The 21,590-nt window shown below is 52.4% G+C and carries 18 protein-coding genes; 5 read left to right on the top strand and 13 right to left on the bottom strand.

Going from position 1 to position 21,590, the window contains the following annotated elements; all coding sequences use genetic code 11:
• Positions 1-98: 98 nt before the first annotated feature.
• The 4 genes from ACO064_RS12675 to ACO064_RS12690 form a co-directional block, all read right to left on the bottom strand.
• Positions 99-2,045, bottom strand: a complete 1,947-nt coding sequence (locus ACO064_RS12675) for a polysaccharide biosynthesis protein (protein ID WP_421827711.1) — start codon at positions 2,043-2,045, stop codon at positions 99-101.
• A 125-nt stretch (positions 2,046-2,170) separates the two neighbouring features.
• Entirely contained in the window at positions 2,171-3,088 is a 918-nt protein-coding gene (locus ACO064_RS12680; protein ID WP_421827712.1) for a TIGR01777 family oxidoreductase, read from the bottom strand.
• A gap of 59 nt (positions 3,089-3,147) precedes the next feature.
• Positions 3,148-5,310, bottom strand: coding sequence for a protein-disulfide reductase DsbD family protein (locus ACO064_RS12685; protein ID WP_421827713.1), 2,163 nt, complete (start codon positions 5,308-5,310; stop codon positions 3,148-3,150).
• A 255-nt stretch (positions 5,311-5,565) separates the two neighbouring features.
• Positions 5,566-6,402 carry a phytanoyl-CoA dioxygenase family protein gene (locus ACO064_RS12690; protein ID WP_421827714.1) on the bottom strand — a complete coding sequence of 279 codons (837 nt, stop codon included), beginning with the start codon at positions 6,400-6,402 and terminating at the stop codon, positions 5,566-5,568.
• Positions 6,403-6,545: 143 nt separating this feature from the next.
• On the opposite strand from ACO064_RS12690, the gene ACO064_RS12695 reads away from it, so the two are divergent.
• The 3 genes from ACO064_RS12695 to tatC all read left to right on the top strand — a co-directional run bounded on the left by ACO064_RS12695 (position 6,546) and on the right by tatC (position 9,794).
• Complete coding sequence (locus ACO064_RS12695; protein WP_421827715.1) at positions 6,546-7,415, top strand: helix-turn-helix domain-containing protein; 870 nt, start codon at positions 6,546-6,548, stop codon at positions 7,413-7,415.
• A 99-nt stretch (positions 7,416-7,514) separates the two neighbouring features.
• Complete coding sequence (gene glyA / locus ACO064_RS12700; protein ID WP_421827716.1) at positions 7,515-8,807, top strand: serine hydroxymethyltransferase; 1,293 nt, start codon at positions 7,515-7,517, stop codon at positions 8,805-8,807.
• A 108-nt stretch (positions 8,808-8,915) separates the two neighbouring features.
• Complete coding sequence (tatC, locus tag ACO064_RS12705; protein ID WP_114406291.1) at positions 8,916-9,794, top strand: twin-arginine translocase subunit TatC; 879 nt, start codon at positions 8,916-8,918, stop codon at positions 9,792-9,794.
• Between the two features lie 170 nt (positions 9,795-9,964).
• Here the strand turns inward: tatC and ACO064_RS12710 are convergent, their stop codons facing one another.
• Both ACO064_RS12710 and ACO064_RS12715 read right to left on the bottom strand, forming a co-directional pair.
• A complete protein-coding gene (locus tag ACO064_RS12710) occupies positions 9,965-10,489 on the bottom strand; it encodes a hypothetical protein (protein WP_421827717.1) in 525 nt (174 codons plus the stop codon).
• Positions 10,490-10,766: 277 nt separating this feature from the next.
• Positions 10,767-12,269, bottom strand: coding sequence for a capsule assembly Wzi family protein (locus tag ACO064_RS12715; protein ID WP_421827718.1), 1,503 nt, complete (start codon positions 12,267-12,269; stop codon positions 10,767-10,769).
• Between the two features lie 253 nt (positions 12,270-12,522).
• Here ACO064_RS12715 and ACO064_RS12720 point away from each other — a divergent pair, with 253 nt between their 5' ends.
• Positions 12,523-13,641, top strand: a complete 1,119-nt coding sequence (locus ACO064_RS12720; protein WP_421827719.1) for a hypothetical protein — start codon at positions 12,523-12,525, stop codon at positions 13,639-13,641.
• On the opposite strand, the gene ACO064_RS12725 is transcribed toward ACO064_RS12720, so the two are convergent.
• From ACO064_RS12725 to ACO064_RS12745, 5 genes are all read right to left on the bottom strand, one after another.
• Positions 13,634-14,491 carry a pirin family protein gene (locus tag ACO064_RS12725; protein WP_421827720.1) on the bottom strand — a complete coding sequence of 286 codons (858 nt, stop codon included), beginning with the start codon at positions 14,489-14,491 and terminating at the stop codon, positions 13,634-13,636. The two genes, ACO064_RS12720 and ACO064_RS12725, sit on opposite strands and share 8 nt — an antisense overlap.
• A gap of 64 nt (positions 14,492-14,555) precedes the next feature.
• The gene (murI, locus tag ACO064_RS12730; protein ID WP_421827721.1) at positions 14,556-15,380 is read right to left on the bottom strand and encodes a glutamate racemase; all 825 of its coding nucleotides are present in this window, start codon (positions 15,378-15,380) and stop codon (positions 14,556-14,558) included.
• 26 nt (positions 15,381-15,406) lie between these two features.
• Positions 15,407-16,456: an MlaD family protein gene (locus ACO064_RS12735; RefSeq protein WP_421827722.1), complete on the bottom strand. Its 1,050-nt coding sequence runs from the start codon at positions 16,454-16,456 to the stop codon at positions 15,407-15,409.
• A 50-nt stretch (positions 16,457-16,506) separates the two neighbouring features.
• A complete protein-coding gene (locus ACO064_RS12740; RefSeq protein WP_421827723.1) occupies positions 16,507-17,283 on the bottom strand; it encodes an ABC transporter ATP-binding protein in 777 nt (258 codons plus the stop codon).
• Between the two features lie 3 nt (positions 17,284-17,286).
• Positions 17,287-18,102 (bottom strand): MlaE family ABC transporter permease, encoded by an 816-nt coding sequence (locus ACO064_RS12745; RefSeq protein ID WP_421827724.1) that lies wholly within the window; start codon positions 18,100-18,102, stop codon positions 17,287-17,289.
• A gap of 200 nt (positions 18,103-18,302) precedes the next feature.
• Here ACO064_RS12745 and ACO064_RS12750 point away from each other — a divergent pair, with 200 nt between their 5' ends.
• On the top strand, positions 18,303-19,652 hold the full coding sequence (locus ACO064_RS12750; protein ID WP_421827725.1) for a neutral/alkaline non-lysosomal ceramidase N-terminal domain-containing protein: 1,350 nt from the start codon (positions 18,303-18,305) through the stop codon (positions 19,650-19,652).
• 3 nt (positions 19,653-19,655) lie between these two features.
• On the opposite strand, the gene ACO064_RS12755 is transcribed toward ACO064_RS12750, so the two are convergent.
• Positions 19,656-20,789 carry an MBL fold metallo-hydrolase gene (locus ACO064_RS12755; RefSeq protein ID WP_421827726.1) on the bottom strand — a complete coding sequence of 378 codons (1,134 nt, stop codon included), beginning with the start codon at positions 20,787-20,789 and terminating at the stop codon, positions 19,656-19,658.
• Positions 20,790-20,852: 63 nt separating this feature from the next.
• Complete coding sequence (locus ACO064_RS12760) at positions 20,853-21,380, bottom strand: DUF6265 family protein (protein ID WP_421827727.1); 528 nt, start codon at positions 21,378-21,380, stop codon at positions 20,853-20,855.
• Positions 21,381-21,590 lie beyond the last annotated feature (210 nt).

Raw genomic sequence — 21,590 nt, forward strand, 5'->3', positions numbered from 1 at the left:
TCACCGAAAAACAAACTTACCGGTATGCCCAATAGGCCGCAAGCAAATACCTTAAAATCGACAGGCTGAATTGGTGATTTTCCTGAACTCGTGGAAAATTAGAGTTCAACCGCTTCCGGTTTTTGGGAATCCAATGCGGTAAAAATGGAGTTTTTACTAATGTATTCCGGGATGACCAGTTTGATAATCCGCACCAGTTTCGTGGCATCGCCCTCGACCAGGCGATACCGCAGTTCTTCCAGAACAGCTTTTATCTCGTTCACGTCCGGCGTATTGACCCGGGCAACCATGATTTTCGGATGGTGGGTCGGCAAGGTCTCTTCGTTGTTGTTCAAGAGTTCTTCAAACAGTTTTTCGCCCGGACGTAACCCGCTGTATATCATCTGGATTTCTTTTCCCACAGTATACCCGGAAAGGTGAATCATTTTTCGGGCCAGTTCGGCGATTCGTACGGGTTCGCCCATATCGAACACGAACACTTCGCCCCCTTTGCCCATCGTTCCGGCTTCGAGCACCAACTGGCAGGCTTCGGGAATGGTCATGAAATAGCGGATGATGTCCGGATGCGTTACTGTTACCGGCCCACCGGCCTGGATTTGCTGCCGGAAAACCGTTACGACCGACCCATTGGAACCCAGCACGTTACCGAACCGCGTGGCAATAAACCGGGTCTGGCGCAGCTTGCCAGGCTGCCGATTCAGGCTCTGCACGTACATTTCGGCCAGGCGTTTGGTAGCTCCCATCACGTTGGTGGGGTTCACCGCCTTGTCCGTCGAAATCATGACAAATTTCCGAACACCGAATTGAATTGCTAAATCGGCCACAATCTGAGTTCCCAGCACATTGACCCGAACGGCTTCGTAGGGGTGCTCTTCCATCAACGGAACGTGTTTGTAGGCAGCCGCGTGAAAGACGAAATCGGGTTTGACATCCCGGAAAATATGGTGCATTCGCACTTCATCGGCCACATCACCAATTTTCAGAGTCAGGTGGGTGGTGGCCAGCACGTTTTTATATTCCCGGCGCAAATTAAATTCCAGATCGAACAAGGCCGACTCGGCCTGATCCAGCAATACAATCGTATGCGGTCTATGACTGATCACTTGCCGAACCAGCTCGCTCCCGATAGACCCGGCGGCTCCGGTAACGAGCACCACCTGATTGCGCAGTTGTTCGCCGGTAACCGGATTGACGACCTGAATGGGAGCCCGTCCCAGCAAATCTTCAATCCGAACGTCCCGAATCTGCGAAGATTTTAATTCGCCGTCGATCCACTGCCCCACCGTCGGAATGGTTTTCACACTGACGTGATGTTGTAGAAAAAACTCGGTTATTTCGTTTTTCTGACGCAGATCGGCGGTTCCCATCGCCAAAATCACCTGCGGCAGAATGGCCTGATTCCGTACATACCGCTCATAGGCCTCCTGGCGCGAGATGACTTTTATGCCCTGAATTACTTTTTGAATTTTGTACGGATTATCGTCAATAAATGCCAGAATGGTGTAGCGCTGGATGGAGTCCTGGGCAAGGGCCTTGCGCGTCAACAGGCCCGTTTCGCCCGCGCCATAAATCAACACCGGTTGTCGGACTCCTCCGTTCCCGGCCCGCAAGGTCCAGTAAAATGCTTTGGCCATAAACCGGCTGACGGATAGCAGTACGAGGCAGGAAAAATAGTCGATCAGTAAGATGGACACCGGAATATAAACCGAAACCCGCCCGGTCAGTTGCCAGAAAAGAAACGAACCCACCGCCGTGACAACTGCGCTGAGCGTAACGGCATAAACCAGCAAGGTGACATCTTCCAGACTCGTGTGCCGGATAATGCCCTGATAAGGCCGAAACAGCAAAAAAAACAGAAACCGAATACCGACAATGACCTGTAAACAATATAAAAAGTCGGCCCGGTTAAGACCACTGGTTTCAAAATTAAACCGCAGAAGATAAGCGACGGAAAACGATACAATACAGATGATTACATCGATACTCAGCACGAGATAACTGGACACGAAGCGTGTTGCACTCGTTTTTAGTAGTTTTTCAATCATTTTTTCACAGGTCGGTAAATACTGGTTATCTAACTGCCGGTTATTGCTGCGCGTGTTCTGCAAAATTGCTTTTACAAACAAGTATAAGAATATTAAAACAAACTTTCACTATCGGTGTAAAACGGCTAGGCTAATAACGCCCGCAGGGCTGGCAACAAGTCTGGGAATTGATACTCAAATGCAGTTTCTTCCCGGATCCGTTTATTCAACACATAGTTGCCTCCCAGTACCACAATCGCCATTTCACCAAAAAGCAACCGAATGGCAAAGGCCGGTACGCGGGGTAAAAGATGCGGCTTGTTGAGTAAATCTATTATTTGACGCGTAAAAGTCTCATTAGTCACAGGCCGGGCGGCAACGGCGTTATAAATTCCCCGCCAACGCTCATCGGTAGCCGCCTGAACATACATCCGGCAGAGGTCATCAATGTGAATCCACGACATGTATTGTTGCCCCGACCCCAGCGGAGCACCGGCTCCCAGGCGAATGGGCTGCACGAGTTTGGGCAAAGCACCGCCCTCCATCGTCAGCACAATTCCCGTCCGGAGTTTAACGGTCCGAATGCCTAAGGCGGCCACTTCGTCGACCGAACGCTCCCAGGCCCGAACCACCTGCGCCAGAAAATCACTTCCGCCTTCGCTGATTTCCGTCAGCGGGCGGTCGCCGGTATCTCCGCCGTAATAGCCGATGGCCGAAGACGAGACAAACGACTGAACGTGGTGTTTGCCCGAACGCAGGGCATTGGCCAGTAATTGGGTGGATTTGGTGCGGCTTTCAATGATTTGCTGTTTACGCTGGTCGGTCCAGCGTTCGTCGGCAATGCCGGTCCCGGCCAGGTGAATAATGTGGTCAGCCGTCAGGATGGCCTGCGGATCGATATGCCCTTTGTCGATGTCCCACTGATAAACTGTGACATTCGGAGTATCTTTTTTGGATGCAGAACGACTCAGCAACGATACCTGAAAGCCCTGCTGAAGCAACATTTGGGTAAGTCGGCGGCCGATGGTGCCGGTGCCGCCGGTAATCAGAATAGTTTTTGCCATGACGATAGAGGATGGTCATGGTTTAACCAACCGTAGAATGAATTTGTTGCCTTCCCGGCTTATTTCAAAGCCGATAATTGCTCCTGATTGGGCAGTGACGAACGGACCGCGACGGTTTGCGGGGCGGCAAAAACCGTCTTGCCTTCATCCAGAAAACCGGCGAAATTATTGACATCCAAGTCATAATTCTTCGGCTTGACCAGTAGTTTTCCCGTTTGATCCACGATGCAGTAGTGAGGCTGGGCGTTGTTGTTGTAACGAACAATCTGCAAATCGGCATTTTGCGCCCCGATGGTTTTCTTTTGCTTTTTGTCGTAGGTCGAAGTATACCAGGCGGATTCCGGCAATTCGGTTTTGTCATCGACATATAAGGCCAGAATGACGTAGTCGTTTTGCAACCGGCGCAGAATCGGCTCTTCCGACCACACGCGGGCTTCCATTTCCCGGCAATTCACGCAGCCGTGGCCCGTGAAGTCAATGAAAACGGGCTTGTTCACTTTGGCCGCGTAGGCCAGCGCCTGTTTGTAGTCGAAAAAACCCTGCAGTCCGTGCGGCAACCGGAATAATTCGCTGTATTTTGGTTTTTCGCCCAACGTATTTTGTTCCGGCGTAGCGTTGCTGGCACCCCGGAAGCCAAAATCCTGGGTCGTTTCGGGTGGCAGATAACCGGCCAGGGCTTTCAAGGGGGCGCCCCACAAACCGGGAATCATGTACACCACAAACGCGAAGGTAACGATAGCCAGCAGCAGACGCGGCACACTGACGGTTTTGGTTTCGCTGTCGTGCGGCAGCCGGACTTTTCCGAGCAGGTAAAAACCGATGAGGGCAAAAATGACGATCCAGAAAGCCAGGTACACTTCACGGTCGAGCAAATTCCAGTGATAAACCTGGTCGGCAATGCTCAGGAATTTCAACGCCAGCGCTAGTTCCAGAAAGCCCAGCACCACCTTCACCGCGTTCAGCCAGCCGCCTGATTTCGGCAGGCTTTTAAGCCACTGCGGAAAAGCAGCAAACAGCGTAAACGGAATGGCGAAAGCCGCCGAAAAAGCCGCCATGCCGACAATCGGTTTCAACACTTCGCCCCCCGCGGAGGCCACCAGCAAACTGCCGACAATCGGCCCCGTACAGGAAAACGACACCAGTACCAGCGTGAAGGCCATGAACAGAATCCCGGCTATACCGCCTTTTTCGGACTTGGCATCAATGGAATTGACCAGCGAATTCGGCAAAACAATTTCGAACAAGCCCAAAAACGACAGCCCAAAAATGAAGAAAATGGCGAAAAACAGGACGTTGGGAAGCCAGTGGGTACTGACGAAATTGGCAAATGCCGGGCCGTTGATCCGCGAAACCACGGTGCCAATCAGCACGTAAATAAAAATAATGGACAAACCGTACAAAACCGCTTTCCATAATCCGTGGTCTTGTTTGGTAAAGTAGCTGACCGTCATCGGAATGATCGGAAATACGCAGGGCGTCAGCAAAGCCAGCAGACCCGACAGAAAAGCGGCAATCATAAATCCGATCAGCGACTCTTCCGGTTTTTCCGCCGACGCATCGGTCAGTTGGGGTGTAGCAACCGGCGCTTCGGCGGTGGTTACGGTTTCCGAATCCGGGCTGGCGGCTCCGGTTGGAGGGGCAACGGCAACGCGGGAATTTGTATCTGACGTGATTGAAGTGGATGCGGGTTCGCCTGTTGCGACGGCTTCCGAAGTTGGTTTGACGGGCGCTGGTGCCGCAGCCGCGCCCACGGTTTTTACCGAAACCGAAAACTCGTGTTCGGCAGGTGGCAGGCAGTTGGTGCCGGAGCAGGTTTGGTATTCCAACGTTCCGGCAATAACCGGATTGGCTTTCAGAATTTTAACCTTTTGAATGAGCGTCGCTTTGTTCTCAAAAAACCGCACTTTGCTGTTCCAGACTTCTTCAAACTCCTCTTTCGGAGCTACAGAAACGAACGAGCCGACTTTTTCAAAGCTGCCGTTTTCCTTTAACTTCAAGGTCGTCGGAATCGGGCCAATGTCCGGATTCAGGTCCGAAGCATACATATGCCAGCCTTTATCGATGGTCGCATTCATGCGGATCTCAATCACCTCACCGACTTTGGCTTCGGTTTTCGATGCGGTGAACGTCCAATGCGTCGGATCAGGCTGAATTTGCGCTGTCGCCGTCAGCGTTACGAAAAATACCGTCAGAAAAGAGAAAAAATGACCAACTTGTTTCATATCAATGGCTTACTAAATTGCCCAACCTTACAACACGATTTCTGCAAAAATATCTCCAATCCACGCACAAATCATCCGGACACCAAAAAAAACACCCTGCCGGAGCTCCAGCGGGGTGTTCTGCACAACCAACCTATATTTTGTTTTAGTAAGGACGAAAGAGCAGAGACAAGAGAATAAAGAGAAACCATTTAACCACAAAGCAGTCAGTCTTTATTCTCTCGTCTATCCTCTCTTGTCTTTATTCTCTATTCTTTACTCTCTTTTAAACAGCAACGGATTCAGCTCGCCTTCGGGTTTGCTACCGATGGGGTAACTCCCCAACCACGTCGTCCAGTCAGCTTCCTGATAGGTATTTTGGGGCTGCGTAATGGTCTGTTCGGCATCCATGTAAATCATCGTCATCACCTTGCGCGGGGTGCTGGAGGTGTTGGGCCCCGCCCGGTGGAACGTCCAACCGGCGTGGTAGCTCACCTCGCCCAGCTCGAAAGGTGTGTCGTTGATGGTAAAATTCTGGTTGGCCAGTTCCTCGGCCAGCAACCGCTCGCTTTCGTCGCTGATCTCGATGTTGCGGCCAATTTCCACCTGCTGGCTCTGCTCGGCGAAGGCCAGCGGCCCCATTTCCATCGGGGTGTCCTGCAACGGTATCCAGACAGTAACGGTTTTGGGAGACGAAAGAGGCCAGTAGAACTGGTCGGCGTGCCAGGGCGTAAAACCGCCCGACGGTTCTTTGTACAGCGCCTGATCGTGGTAAAGCCGAACGGCATCGACGCCCATCAGATCGGCCGCGATTTGGGCCAGCCGACGGGAGAATACGAACTCTCTGGCGGTTTTGTCTTCCCGCCAGAGGTTCATAATCTGGAGGAACGCGCGCTCGTAGGTCGTACGCTCTTCCATGGATTTAGTCAGGGTATTCAGCCTGATTACCAGATCGGTAATTACTTCTCCGTAGTGCTTGAGAACGTCCGGGCTGAGCACATTTTTTAATTTGACGTAACCGTTTTTTTGATAAAACGCGATTGCTTCCGGACTGACGGTATAGGCTTCGTTCAGTTCGTCGAGCAAAGAAGTGTTGTCAACGGTCACGGGCATACGATTAATGGGTTTAGGAAAAATCAGTGACACAAATTTGATTCAATTGTTTCTTGTAAAAATTTAATTATTATGCCAATAAGTGTATAATTGTGACTTTTTGTTCCCCATATTACCCGTAGAGAGTAAAAATACAACATGTTGTGAAAGCTTTATTTGAAAAAATTGAGTTGGGAGATCATAATTCCCTGCGGGTGATGCACGTCGACTTGCCGTATTTCGACGCTCCCTGGCATTTTCATCCCGAATACGAATTGACGTATATCGCCCGAAGCCACGGCAACCGGTTTGTCGGCGATCATGTCGAGCCCTTCGATGCCGGTGACCTGGTGCTGCTGGGGCCGGGGTTACCGCACTTCTGGCGCAACGACGATGAATATTACCAGCCGGATTCCGACCGCCGGGCCGAATCCATCGTGGTGCAGTTTTCCCAGTCGCTGGGCGACACCCTCCTCCCCCAGTTGCCGGAAACCCAGCCGTTGATGGCCTTGCTGAATCGGGCCCGCTACGGCGTGCGGTTTGGAAAAGCGAAAGTGGCCGAAGTGACCCCCGCCCTCGAAACCTTGTTGAAATGCCAGGGACTCGAACGGTTGCTTCGCCTGCTCTTCCTGCTCCAGCAACTGGCCAGCGACGCCGACGCCGTGATGCTGGCCAGCGACAATTATGAACTGAAAGCCAGCGAAGCCGAAACCGAGCGAATGAAACGGGTGCTGGATTTTATGCTGGCCCATTTTCGGGAAGAAATCCGGGTCGACGACATGGCTTCCGTGGCCGGTATGGCACCGGCCGCTTTTTGCCGGTATTTCCGGAAGCGAACCCGCAAATCGTTTATCGAATACCTGAACGAACTGAGGATCAGCCACGCCCGTAAATTGCTGGTGCAGTCGGACCTCAGCATCAGCCAGGTTGGACTGGAGTGCGGTTTCAATAATATCTCGCATTTTCACCGGCAATTCAAGCTGCACAACGGCACTACACCCCTGAAATACCAGTCCCTTCAACATAATAAGTAGAAGACAACAAGAATGCTGTTTTTCTCCGTACTTTTGTACCAGTATTGTTAATTTGTTATCCAACTACGAATAGCCATTCGCTCCGGCGAACCGTTTAGCATGTCGACACTAGTTACTCCCATCACCCGTGATACGCAGGTATTTGAGCTTATCGCCAAAGAACAGCACCGTCAGGAATCCGGTATCGAATTGATCGCTTCCGAAAACTTCGTTTCCAAGCAAGTCATGGAAGCCGCCGGAACCGTACTGACCAACAAATACGCCGAAGGCCTACCGGGCAAACGGTATTACGGCGGTTGCGAAGTGGTGGATGAAATCGAGCAGTTGGCAATCGACCGCGTGAAGGAATTGTTTGGTGCTTCGTGGGCCAACGTGCAACCGCACTCGGGTGCACAAGCCAACACGGCGGTTTTTCTGGCCTGCCTGAAACCGGGCGACACCATTCTCGGTTTCGACCTGTCGCACGGCGGTCACCTCACCCACGGTTCGGCCGTGAACATTTCGGGAAAATATTTCCGGCCGACGTTTTACGGCGTTGAGCAGGAAACCGGCGTCATCAACTACGACAAGGTCGAAGAAACCGCCCAGCGCGAACGCCCGAAGCTGTTGATCTGTGGTGCTTCGGCCTACAGCCGCGACTGGGATTACGTTCGGCTCCGCGCCATTGCCGATTCGGTGGGCGCGTTGTTGCTGGCTGATATTTCGCACCCGGCTGGTCTGATTGCCAAAGGCTTGCTGAACGACCCGATGGATCATTGCCACATCGTGACCACGACCACGCACAAAACCCTGCGCGGCCCCCGTGGCGGAATGATCATGCTGCGGAACGATTTTGAAAACCCATTTGGCATCAAAACGCCGAAAGGGGACCTCCGGATGATGTCGTCTCTGCTGGACTCGGGGGTTTTTCCGGGAACGCAGGGCGGGCCGTTGGAACATATTATTGCCGCCAAAGCGATTGCGTTTGGAGAAGCGTTGTCCGACGAATTTGGTGACTATGCCAACCAGATCCAGCGGAATGCGCAGGCGATGGCTGCAGCTTTTGTGTCGCGCGGGTATCAAATTATTTCGGGCGGAACGGATAACCACCTGATGCTGATCGACTTGCGCTCGAAAGGTTTGTCGGGAAAACTGGCAGAAAACACGCTCATCAAGGCCGACATTACCATCAACAAAAACATGGTTCCGTTCGATGACAAGTCGCCGGTGGTGACGTCGGGGATGCGGGTTGGCACGGCGGCCGTCACAACACGCGGCATGAAAGAATCTGATATGGAGCAAATTGTCGTATATATTGACGACGTGCTGATGAATCACGATAACGACGCCAAAATTCAGGTCGTAAAAGAAGAAATCAATTCCTGGATGAAAGCGTTTCCACTTTATAATTAATTGTGAATGAGTGAATGAGCGAATGAGTGAATAGGATCAAAGATCACGCTTTTAATCGCGGCAGCTATTCACTCATTCGCTCATTTACTCATTCACTCATTTACTTCAATGAAGCCCATAGACCAAGAGTTTGATAGCGAGAGTGAGGTTGAAGAAGCCGGGGAAATGACCTTCCTCGAGCATCTGGAGGAACTTCGGTGGCACCTGGTTCGGGCCATTGGATCGATTGCGGTATTTTCGCTCCTGAGTTTCATCTACATTCGTGAAATATACGACAAGGTGATTCTGGGACCGTCAAGCCCCACCTTCTGGACCTACCGGATGATGTGTAAGCTGTCGGAAAAAACCGGCTTCACGGACTTATGCGTTGAAAAGCTGAATTTTACGCTCCAAAGTCGTGAGGTGGGTGGTCAGTTTACAATGGCACTGACAGCCTCGCTGATGATTGGCCTGCTGTTTGCTTTTCCCTACGCTTTCTGGGAACTGTGGCGGTTTATCATGCCAGGTTTGAAATCGTCAGAACGCCGGGCTGCGCGGGGTGCCGTTTTTTTCGTAACGTCGCTGTTTTTCTCGGGTGTTCTCTTCGGTTATTACATTGTTTCCCCGCTGGCGCTCAACTTCCTGGCCAATTTCCAGCTTGATCCGCGCATTGTCAATGAGTTCGACATTACTTCGTACATTTCAACGCTCGCGACGCTGACGCTGGGCTGCGGCTTGACGTTCCAGATGCCGATTGCGGCTTTTGTCCTGTCTAAAATTGGTATTCTGACCCCCCAGTTCATGCGCGCCTACCGCCGTCATGCGCTGGTCGTCATTCTGGTGGTTGCGGCCATCATTACTCCCTCGCCGGATGTATACAGCCAGATTCTGGTGGCCATTCCGCTGGTGCTGCTCTATGAAGTAAGTATCTGGGTATCGGGCTACGTGCAACGGCTGCGGCTAAAAGAAGAGCAGGAACTGATGAAGAGCGACGGATATGAAGATTAAGCAGCCGTATCTGCGAACCGCTTTAAGTAAAATGATAAATGTAAAATGATGAATGGTAAATGTAAAAGGGTGCGGTATTGATGCCCTTTTACATTTACCATTCATCATTTTACATTTATCATTCCTGTTGTTTTTCTAACAGTTGGACAACCTACCTGGAAGAGGTCGTCTTAGAATTTCCCGGTGATTCCCAATCGGATGGGGGATATCCCCAGGCCCACTTCGGCAAAACCGCCGATTTTCTGGCTAAACCGGTAGAAGCCCCCGAGGTGTATACCCGGAAAAATGCCTTTGGGGCGGGGTTTAAAATAGCCCGCATGATCTTCCTTATCACGGCGCATGGTGCTGCGTGTGCCAACGGCCAGACCGGCATACGGATCAAATTTATCATCCCCGATGGCCAGCAGGTTGGCCAGGTGGTAGGAACTGCGGAGGCCGATGCTCACAAACTGCGATTTCCACTGGCGGTCTCCGAATTTGGTGCCGTACAGGGCATAATCGAAAAAACCGCCCACGCTGACCTGATCCGTAAAGCCGAGTTCGAAAGAGGCTCCGTTGCACAATCCCCCCAAAGCATACGTCTGCATCCCCAACCCCATGTTGAGCATGAGGTTCACTTTTCGGGCTATTTGCGAAAAGCCGGGCGTTGCCGCCGTGGAGAACCAGAGAAAGATATACAGTATTTTTAGCTTCACAACGGGTTGATAGTTACGCTCTTCTAGTTGTTTACTGTTCCGGAAAGAGGTCATTCGCGCCTGCATCCATCACGATACGACAAAAGTGGTAACCAAACGACGGGAATCAAATCGGTAAAAGGTTCAACTGGGAAAACCACAAACTGAAACGTGTAAAACGACCCTTCAGTGGTGAACGCCGGTGTTGGTTCAGCGGCAAACCTACAACGGAAAAAGCAGAATTAAATTTTACGGGCGAAGAAAGACCCGCAACGGTTTATGTCTTTTTTCTCTTGTCTTACTTCTTTTCTCTCGAAACGGTTTTGCGAAACCCTATAAAACCGCCCAGAGCGTCCTCATACAATTGCCCCGCATCGGCCGACAGAGCGGCTGTCAGATAGGATCCACCAAGCCAGCGCAACGGAAAACCAGCCTGCACCCAGGTCGACACCTGCGTGGGAGGTCCCGCCAGAAAAACCTCCGGAATCCCGTAATTGCGGCTGTAGGAAACCTTGGCACGCAGGTCGATTTGCCGGGCCACCGTCGCCCGCAGGGCCGCATGAAACACCTGAACCCGGTTGTTGACAAAGGCCCAGTCGCTGGTGTTTTGATAAGCCGCCTGAATGTCCTGTCGGCGGGTCAGAAAAGGTGTCCCGATTACCCGGTTCTGGTAAGTCCAGCCTTCCCGATATTGCGAATTATTGAAGTAATTATCGGCTCCTTTCCAGGCTTTGTCGGTTTGGTATAAGGTAGGTCCGCTCTGGCTCAGCGTGGTCAGAAATTCCAAGAGAACTTCATTCAACTGAAAACCGGAAGCACCCGGACGGTTGTTGCGCAGCCGAATACCGCTCAATCCATCGGGAAGATTCTTGAAAAACATGCCCGTCACATCGTCGAAAGCATGTTGGTGATACACGAAAAGGTTCACGGCCGGAAACCGGAGTTCGCCGGCAAAGTCGATGGAACCCAAGTGATTACCGTATAAATTCACGTAATCGAATGAGGTGAGCCGGTCGTTGTTCAGGCCATTGGTGCGGATGGCAAACAGCACGTTCGGGAAGTCCTCCAGGCGGCCGGGCAGCTTGCCATTGACGGCAAATTTCGGGTCGATGTAGTCGGATTGTCCACCCCACTGCGCATTGTGGTTGATTCCGGCATACAATCGAAGCGTTGATGTGGGCTTGCCGATTCGGAAAATCAGCGATTTCTGGTGCAGAAACGAGTGACGCAAATACCAGGTTTTGGCATACCAGCCGTGGGCAATAAAACCGTTGATCGACAGCCAGCCCCGCCGTCCGAGCGGCACAAAACCACGCGTTCCAAACTGCACCTTCGGCAGCGGCAGGGCGTTTCCCGACCAGGCATACGAACCCGACGAAAGCGTGGAATCCACCAGACCAATCACCTCACGCCGACGGCCCAGCACCAACTCAATTCCCCGGTGTGCCAGTTTTACGTAGGCTTCCGGCAACAAAAGCTGGCTCGATTTCCCGGCATTGGCCACCGCTTCGGCCTGGTATTCCAACCGCCACGCCCGGTTGGGGCGGATCTGGTAGCGGCCCGTTGTTGTGTCGCTGAGCAACAGGGCTCCAGCCCCGCCAAGCCGAAATGTGCCAAATGGGGCTGTCAGCGGTATAATGCCGTACTGATTGGACCGAAGCCAGAAAGGCGTTCGATCGGTGGAAGAGGCCAAAGCCCCGATTTCCGCATAAATCCGATTTTGCGGTTGTGAAGGCAATTGGGCAAAAACCGGATGAAAAGAAAAGAGTCCGATCAGGCTAATCAGGTAGCGTTGCTTCATGCAGGACGAGTTTGACAGATATACGAGTAAATATACGATGTAAAATCCGTTATCTTTCGCATGGCCGCACTGATGGTAACCACTTGAAAAACAAAACCCCGGCAAATACCGGGGCCTGTAATTCTAACCTTTTTATCTATACCTGACGATACGCGGTGGGGTCGGGAAGTGTTGCATAAAAACAGGGTATTTAAGGCTTCCTTCATTAATTTTACCTTCTGGTAATGTACATCTATTGTTCCCGCTTTGTCTAATGAGAAACCATTCCATCTGGATCAGCCTGTTGCTGCTCTCTTTTTCGCTGGTCGAGTGTAAAACAAGCCGGATCCCGACCGGAAAAACCGTGCCGGTTCTGAGTGCGGCAATTGAAACGGAAAGCCTGCTGACCTGCTGCAATTCCGGCACAAAAATGCCCGACGGAAACCCGGTCTGGTGCGAGGCATCAGCAGTTTTGTTCGATAATGGAACGGTGTACGTCGCCAACGACAAAGACATGCCCGCCGGTCTCAGTTCGGTATTTACCAAACCCTGGAAAAACTTCGCCGACACCACCGTCCGGCCCACGCCCCTGCTGGCAAGCGCGTTTCGGGAAGCCCGGAAATACGAAGACTTTGCGACCAACGGCGACTATGTTTTTCTGACCACCGCCTTCGACCGCGTCAAGGCGGGTTCGACCGACTGGGACGGTTACAACACCATTCTGTACTGGAAAAAAGGCAACGAAGCGAATCCGCAGGTGCTGGCACCGCAGCGGGGGGCAAAAAACTCCGTGGCTTACCGGGAGCAACTCAGCAAAATTTTAGCCCAAAACCGCCCGGCTTTTCCGAACGGGATGCCTTATTTTAAAGTGGAAGGGCTGGCGGTGATGGATTCGCTGCTGCTGTTCGGAATTCGGGAGGAAGGCGAAAAATATGATAAGTTCGACTACCGGGTTCGCATCGTCACCGTGCCGTTTTTTGTAGAGAAAACCGCCGGAGGAGAACGGCTGGCGCTGCGCGACAACTGGCGTATCGTAGCCGACTTCGACCCGGCGACGGTAGCCGATTTACCAAAACCACTGGCCTTGTCGAGCATCGAATACGACCGCAACCGCAAACTGTTCTGGCTGCTGACGTCCATTGAAACCAACGGGCAGTTAGACGCCTATCTCTGGACGGCAACGCCCGACGAACTGCTGAACAACCGACCCTTCAAGCCGGTGCGCGATGCCGCTGGTCAGCCCATTCACTTCAACCACAAAGCTGAAGATCTGACGCTGATCGATGCCAATCACCTGCTCGTCATTCACGACGATGACCGCGCGAACACGACCGTGGGGACGAAAACCCGCCAGCCCAATCAGGCCGCGTATACGGTTTTGAAAATCAACTGAGATGTCCCATTCGCCCGCTCTGATAGTCAGAAACCGCCTGCCGGATTTCCTGTTCGGTGTTCATCACAAACGGGCCGTAGGACACGACGGGTTCGTTGATCGGTTCGGCAGATCCCAGTAAAATGCGGGAATCTTCGGTTGCGCGGACCTCAAGTTCATCGCCGTCATTGTCAAAAACCACCAGCGTCCGGCCCGTAATTTCCTGACCATTAACAACGACGGAACCGTTTAACAAATAAAATAGAATCGTGCGCGATGCTTCGATCCGGCGCGTAAACGAACCACCCGGCAACAGGGTTACGTTTGCCAGTTCGACATCGTAAACCGGCTGAACAGGTCCGGTCGTTTCTTCCCAGACACCGGACGTTACGGCCACCGACCCGTTGCCCCCCGCCAGCGTCACGACCGGAATAGCCTCTTTCTGCAACCCGACATAATGCGGTTTTACCATTTTGAACCGGGCTGGCAAATTCGTCCAGAGTTGAATGAGTTCGACCGGGCCACCTTTTTCCCTGAATTCTGCGGACGAGCTTTCTGAATGGACGAGGCCGCTACCGGTGGTCATCCATTGAATGCCGCCATTTTGAATTGTGCTGGAAAAACCGCTGCTATCGCGGTGCTGCACATCACCCTCATAGATAAAAGTCACGGTTTCGAAGCCCCGGTGCGGGTGCGGCCCGAACGGCAACCCGCTGTTGTGCGCCGGAAACACCGTTGGCCCGTGGTGGTGCAACAGCAGAAACGGATCGAGATGGTCGATGCCGTTGGCTGGCAAGGGCTGGTGCATGGTTAAAGGCCCCATTTTCTGGGCTTGAGGTTTGATAACGGTTTTTACGGATCGTTGTGCCATCGCTATTTCATGTCGATACATTTAAATTCATAAGGAAATTTAGCGACAACGGGTTCCTTATTACTTATAGCTTCAGCCATTCCGCCCGCACCGGTTTTCCCCAGAACAACCCGGCTTTCTGTTCGAATTCTTCCGCCGAATCTGTGGTATAAAAGTGTAGCGTCCGGCCTTTGCTGCATTGGGCGTCGATTTCCGGATGGCGGTGTAAGTAATCCTGCAAACTGTTGGCCACGATATCGCCCTGACTCAAAATCGTCAGATTTTGGGGAACGAACTGCCGGATTTTGGGGAGTAAAAGCGGATAATGCGTGCAGGCCAGCAAAACCGTATCGATTTCCGGCGATTGTTGCAAAAGCCGGTCGAGGTGTTTCTGAACGAAATAATCGGCACCGGGACCGTTGTGTTCACCATTTTCCACCAGCGGCACCCACATCGGACACGCTTCCTGGTAGACCTTCAGGTCCGGAAAAAACTTTTCGATTTCCACCACATATGACTCCGACGTCACCGTCCCGCGCGTGGCCAGAATCCCGATGTGACCGGTTTTGGAATACGTTCCAATGATCTCCGTTGTAGGCCGGATGACGCCCAGTACCCGGCGGTCGGGCGCCAGGGTTGGCAAATCGAGCTGCTGAATGTTGCGCAACGCCTTGGCCGAAGCCGTGTTGCAGGCCAGAATGACCAGTCGGCACCCTTTATCAAACAGGTGCTGAACGCATTCCAGCGTGTAATGGTAAACGGTTTCGAACGAGCGTGTGCCGTAGGGCGTGCGGGCGTTGTCGCCCAGATAAATATAATCGTACTGCGGCAGTTGCTGAACAATCGACTTGAGAACCGTCAGGCCCCCGTAGCCGGAGTCGAACACGCCAATGGGTTGGGTTGCTACCATGACCCAAAGATACGGTTTCCGTCCCGTTACTTCCGCACGCTCGTGTCGGGTGTAATGGTGGCGGCTGTTGCAGCCGCTTCTTTTTGTTTGGCCTGCTCTTTGGCCCGGCGCCGGAAAAAACCACGCAGCAGGAAGTTGTGCTGCAAGGCTTCCAGGTTTTCATCAAGTTTGTAGCTGCTGCTTTCCAGATTCTGGATCGTATTTTTCAGGTTCTTATTCACGGCCCGATCGTTGAGCAGAATTCCGATGGCGTTGTCGCTGCTGTTGAGTTTGTCACTTGCCCGCTTCACATTCTCCGTTGCTTCGGCCGCCGTGCCCGATACCTGCCGTAGTTTGGCCGACGACATCCGCAGGTCGTGGAAAATAACCGTGTCGGACACCAAATCGCTGGCCAATGTTCCTTTCGTGTTCAGTTTACCGGCATACTGGTTCAAAGAATTCGATACCTGACTCAGCGATTTGGTAGCCTGAGCCGCTCCATTCGAAGCAATCTGAAGATTAGCCATTGTATTTTTAAAGCGATTGGCCACCGTAGAGTCCCGCAAAACCGCCCCCGCCATGCCTTTTCCTTTCAATACTTCGTCCAGAATTTTTTTGGCATCGGACGTTACGCGCAACAGGTTGTTGTTGTTTTGCTGGAGCGTCGCCATGATTTCGTCCGTGTTCAGGGCGGCTTTGGCGTGCAAAATATCGCCGTCTTCTACGGTTCCTGCTTTCATGCTGCCACCAACAATTTCCACGATTTTATTCCCGATCAACCCGTCGGTGCTCAGGGCGGCCAGCGCATCTTTGCGGATATATTGCTGACTCGATTCCTCGATGTTCATGGTCACTTCGACCTGCGAATTTCCGTAGAACTGAATCCGGCGAACGGTTCCGATTTTCACACCGGAAAACCAGACATTTGCACCGGCCTGCAACCCGCCGACGTTGTCAAAGATTGCGTTCACACGGATGCTCTTGACAAACCGCTTTTGCTGCCCGCCCAGCACCATGATTCCCGTAACCAGAATGACAATGCCGATTAACACAAAAATCCCGACGGTGATGGCCCGCTTATTTTCTGCCGCTTTCATTGATTCTCTTTTTTGAGGTATGGATTAACGTGTTGTTAGCTCCTAAGTGCTTAATTAACAAAGTTGTATTCATAGAACTGTTTTGCGCGCTCATCGTTCGAATCCGAGAAAACTTCCTCGAACGTGCCCTGCCGTTCAAACCGGCCATCGAGCAACATCGCAATGCGATCGCCGACGGTTTTGGCGCAGGTCAGGTCGTGGGTGATGATGATCGACGAGGTATTGTGGCGCTCCTGAACCTCGTTGATGAGGTTGTTGATTTCGTTGGACGTAATGGGATCCAGCCCCGCCGTGGGTTCGTCGTAAAGCATAATTTCCGGTTTCAGAATCAGCGTCCGGGCAATGCCGATCCGCTTGCGCTGCCCACCCGACAGTTGTGACGGCATCTGGTTGATGGTTTGGCTCAGCCCAACATCCTCCAGAGCTTCCTCGACGGCTTTGTCAATATCGCTGCGACTCAGATTCCGCACGTTCCGGATCAGCGGAAATTCGAGGTTCTCGCGAACGGTCATGCTGTCGTAGAGCGCGCTGTTTTGAAAGGAAAACCCCAGCTTCAGCCGCAGCGCATCCAGTTCCCGCTTGTTGAGTTTGGCCACATCTTCGCCCAGCACATTCACCGACCCTTCATCCGGCTCCAGCAAACCGGCGATGATCTTGATCAGAACCGACTTGCCCGTTCCTGAGCGACCCAGTACCACCAGGTTTTCGCCCTGATACAAATCCAGATCGACTCCGCGCAGGACGTGCAAATCGCCGAACGAAATTTTCAGGTCCCGAATCACAATGACGGACTCTTTCGGGTGATTAACCGATTTTTTCGTGTTCATGCGTTACGCAGCGCGAATGGCATTAATGATTTGGAGAAACAGCAGTTCTTCGATAAAAACCAGAAACATCGATGTAACCACCGACGCGTTAGCCGCTTTTCCGACGCCTTCCGTCCCTTTCGATGAATTGTAGCCTTTGTAACAGCCAACAATGCCGATGGTAAACCCGAAAATAAGCGCTTTCACTACAGTGGAGTTGATGTCCAGAAAAGTAATCGAACTGAAAAAGGTTTCGATGAACGACATGAAACTGGTTTTTTCGTTCTGGGCGACATTGACATAGGACCCCATTACGCCCAGAAAAACGAAGAACATTGCCAAAACCGGTATCATGAACGTAGTAGCCAGAACCCGGGTAACGACCAGAAATTTAAACGGATTGGTACCCGAAACTTCCATCGCTTCGATCTGCTCCGTTACGCGCATGGAACCCAGCTCGGCCCCGATGTTGGAGCCCACCCGCCCGGAGGCAATCAGGGCCGTTACCAGCGGAGCCAGCGCCCGAACCAGCGCAATGGAAATCAGCGAGGGAAGCCAGGAAGTGGCCCCAAAGGTAGCCAGCGAGGGTCGAGACTGGTTGGTAAACACAATGCCGGTGATGAAACCGGTCAGCGAAATCAGCGGCAGCGAACGAACGCCCACCTCGTAACATTGCCTGACAATTTCCTTCCCTTCGTAGGGCGGAACAAAAACTTCCTTAAAAAATTGCCCGACAAACGACGCGACGTCGCTGAGAGCAAGAAACATGCGGTCGAGCCGCCGGGAAACGACCGGTTTAGGGGTGGTATCCGTTTTCGATGGGGTTGTGCTGGCTTGCATCCGTAAAAATAATCACCTGTCGTGTTAAACGGGTTTATCGGTTAAAATTTATGGTTTTACACGGTTGAACGCACTGGAAATCAGGAAAATAATTTAACCGTACCGGGTACCCATATTTACTAAACGATAAACTAATTTTAGCTATTAACTGGATTTGAGGATACAAGGTTAGATTTTGTTAGATTTGGGCTTCAAAAATCATGAAATACTTCCGTATCTTCTTCAAAGTGCTGTTGGGTCTGGTTGCGGCCATTCTCCTGTTTTTAGCTGTCAGCCTGGCCCCGGTCGATGATCAGCCGTACCGAAAAACCGACTATTACCGGTATACGCGGCAACAACTGCTGGATCTGGCTCCCCCGCCTAATCCGTCTGCGGGTCTGCAGGCTGGCTGGGCGAAGGCCAATCTAACGCCTTCGTTCACCACGCCGACGGGTGGTTATGGTGCCCGAAGAGGCCAGCACTGGACCACCGTCGGCGATTCCATTTATGTCCGAACCATCGTTCTCAGCAACGGCGGCACCAAAGTAGCCATTATTGCGCTGGATTTACTCATTACGCCCCCCACCGTAACCGAGCAACTGAAAAAAAGATTGCCGGAGATCGGTTTTCAATGGGATCAGGTGTTCACGGGTGCCATTCACAGCCACAATAGCCTGGGCGGCTGGGCACCCGGTTTAGTAGGTGAGCTGTTTGCGGGCGATTTTGACCAGCGCGTCGTCGATCACATTACGGATACCATTCTGAAATCCATTGTGCTGGCGGAGAAGCAACTGGCACCGGTAGAAGTCGGTTTTTCGCAGTTCGATGCCCCCGATCTGGTGTATAACCGGATGAACCAGGAGGGAAAAGTGGATGCCAATGTGCGGCTTTTGAAGCTCCAAAAAAAGACCGGCGAGTCGGCCCTCCTCTGTACGTTCGGAGCACACGCTACAATTTTCCGGGCGGCCGATTACCAATACCTCAGCCGCGATTATCCGGGTGCATTGGTAGACCGGCTGGAAAAGCAAACCGGGAGCTTTGTGGCCTTCATGGCCGGTTCGGTGGGTAGCACCGGGTCGAAAACCACACCGGGGAAAGACGAATTTGCCACCATCCGAACCTACGCAGACACATTGACCGCGCGGATTTTGCCAACCTTGCCGCAAATCAAAACGCAGCCCGACAGCACACTGGAAATTCTGACCTTACCCCTGCAACTGCGTGAACCCCAGGCCCGTGTAATCGAAGACTGGCGGGTACGCGGCTGGCTGTTTCATTCGGTTTACGGCGACTATCCTTCCGACCTGAAGGCGTTACGCATCGGTCAGACGGTTTTGCTCGGTACGCCCTGCGATTTTTCGGGCGAGCTGGTGGCCGAACTTCGGCAGGAAGCCGACCGGAAAGGCTTTCAGTTGATGGTCACGAGTTTCAACGGCGGCTATGTCGGTTACATTACGCCTGATCAATATTACCACAAGAATTCGTACGAGACCAGGACGATGAACTGGTTCGGGCCGGAAAACGGGGCGTATTTTGTGGAAATGATGAAGGGACTGGTCGATCGGTTGTAGCAACTACGGCATGGTTTCCCACCACCGCCCGGTCGGAACCGTCGAACCCAGAACGACCACTTCGCCAATCCGGGGCGTGGCGACTTTGGTGCCTAGTTCGGCCGACTTTTTCATCAACCGCTGAATGGGATCGCGCCAGGTGTGCAGGGCCAGATTAAATTTCCCCCAGTGAATCGGAATCAACAGGTCGCCTTTAACATCCAACTGAGCCTGAGCCGTTTGTTCCGGCATCATGTGAATATCGATCCAGTCTTCGTTGTAGGCGCCACACTCCAGCAAAGCAATGTCGAACGGGCCGTATTTTTCGCCGATGTTTTTCAGACCCGGATAATAGCCCGTGTCGCCCCCGTAATACACCCGTTTCTGCGTTCCCAACAACGCCCAGGAACACCATAATGTGCCGTTTCGGTTGGTCAGGCTGCGACCGGAAAAATGCCGCGCCGGGGCACAAACCAACGTCAGATCACCGAATTTTGCGGATTCATGCCAGTCCAGTTCCGTAATCTGATTCGGCGCGATGCCCCATTTTTCCAGATGCGCACCGACGCCCAGCGGCACAAAAAACCGGCTGACTTTTCCCTTCAGCTTTGTAAAAGTCTCGTAATCCAGGTGATCGTAATGGTCGTGTGACAGCACAACGGCGTCTACGGGCGGCAGTTCATCGACGTTCATGTAGTGGTCGAACGGAAACCGCTTTGGGCCACTGAAAGATGCAAATGACGCCCGTTCGCTAAAAACCGGGTCGGTCAGCAAGGTTTTTCCCTGAATCCGAATCAACAAAGATGAATGTCCGAACCAGCTAATGGCAACCTGTTCCGGTCCGCCGTTGCCTTCAAACTGTTTTACGTCAAACGGCACGGTTTGGATGGTATCGGTTGGCTCGGCCCCCGGCACGCCCGTCAGCATTTTCCAGGTGGCCGACACCATTTTCCCCGCCGACATATCGAGGCTGGTCGGCACCAGATTCTGAAACGTACCGTCTTTAAAATTCGGCGAAGCCTGGATGCGTTTCAACCGCTCACCCGCCGGATTTTCGCCGAATTGGGGGGCAAAATTCACAAACGCAACGGCGGCAATAACCAGGAGAATGAGGAGGGAAACGAGAATCAGGGCCATTCTTTTTAAGACTTTTTTCATGCGGTGGGTGTTGCCCGGTATACGGGCTTCACGTCACAACACCCCGGCCCTTTACCGAGTTCCTCACTTCACCCGGTCAAAAACAAACAAATCGGCGAAAACCCACTTGCCGTCTTTCTGATTGCCGCGTTGAATCACCAGCTGGTTGTCCGAGCGTTTTTCGTAGATAATCCGGATCGAGCCGTCCGATTTCTCAAATAAGGCCTGGTTTTTTTTGGCCTCGACGAACGAATACCGGTCGGATACGTCTTTTTCTTCCGACCCGATCAAACCGGGTTTGAAGTGTTTGACCAGCACAATCGGCCCTTTTTCGGTTTGCTCAAAGATCAACAGTTCATACATCGTCACTTTGTTGTCTTTCATCATGCGCATAAAACCGGCCAGGTTGTCGCCCTGCGGAGCGGCCCAGGCCGCATCGATCGGCCCGCCGTTGAAGGTTCCTTTCCAGCGACCTTCCATAAAGCTGACATCGGCCAGCGAGCCGGTTTGAGCCTGAGCCGCCTGGTTTACGACTAAATAAAGGGCAATCAGAATAGCAAAAGGAATAGACTCGCGCAGAGTGCCGAAGCGGAAATTTCTAAATCGGTTCATGGGAATAGGTTTTGTTGGACGGCAAGATACGCATCGCGGCTTAAAGAGAAAAGACGGGCGAAAAAAGACCATTCGCTACCCACCCAACTGGTCTTCACTCTTTCGTCTCACTTCTTATATCTCATTTGCTTTTTTGCGTACACCTGTAGACCTTGCCTTCTGTAAAATACCGCCCTCTACCCTTTTATGATCACAACTACCATCCGTGCG

Source organism: Larkinella sp., assembly GCF_965227735.1.
Taxonomy (GTDB): domain Bacteria; phylum Bacteroidota; class Bacteroidia; order Cytophagales; family Spirosomataceae; genus Larkinella.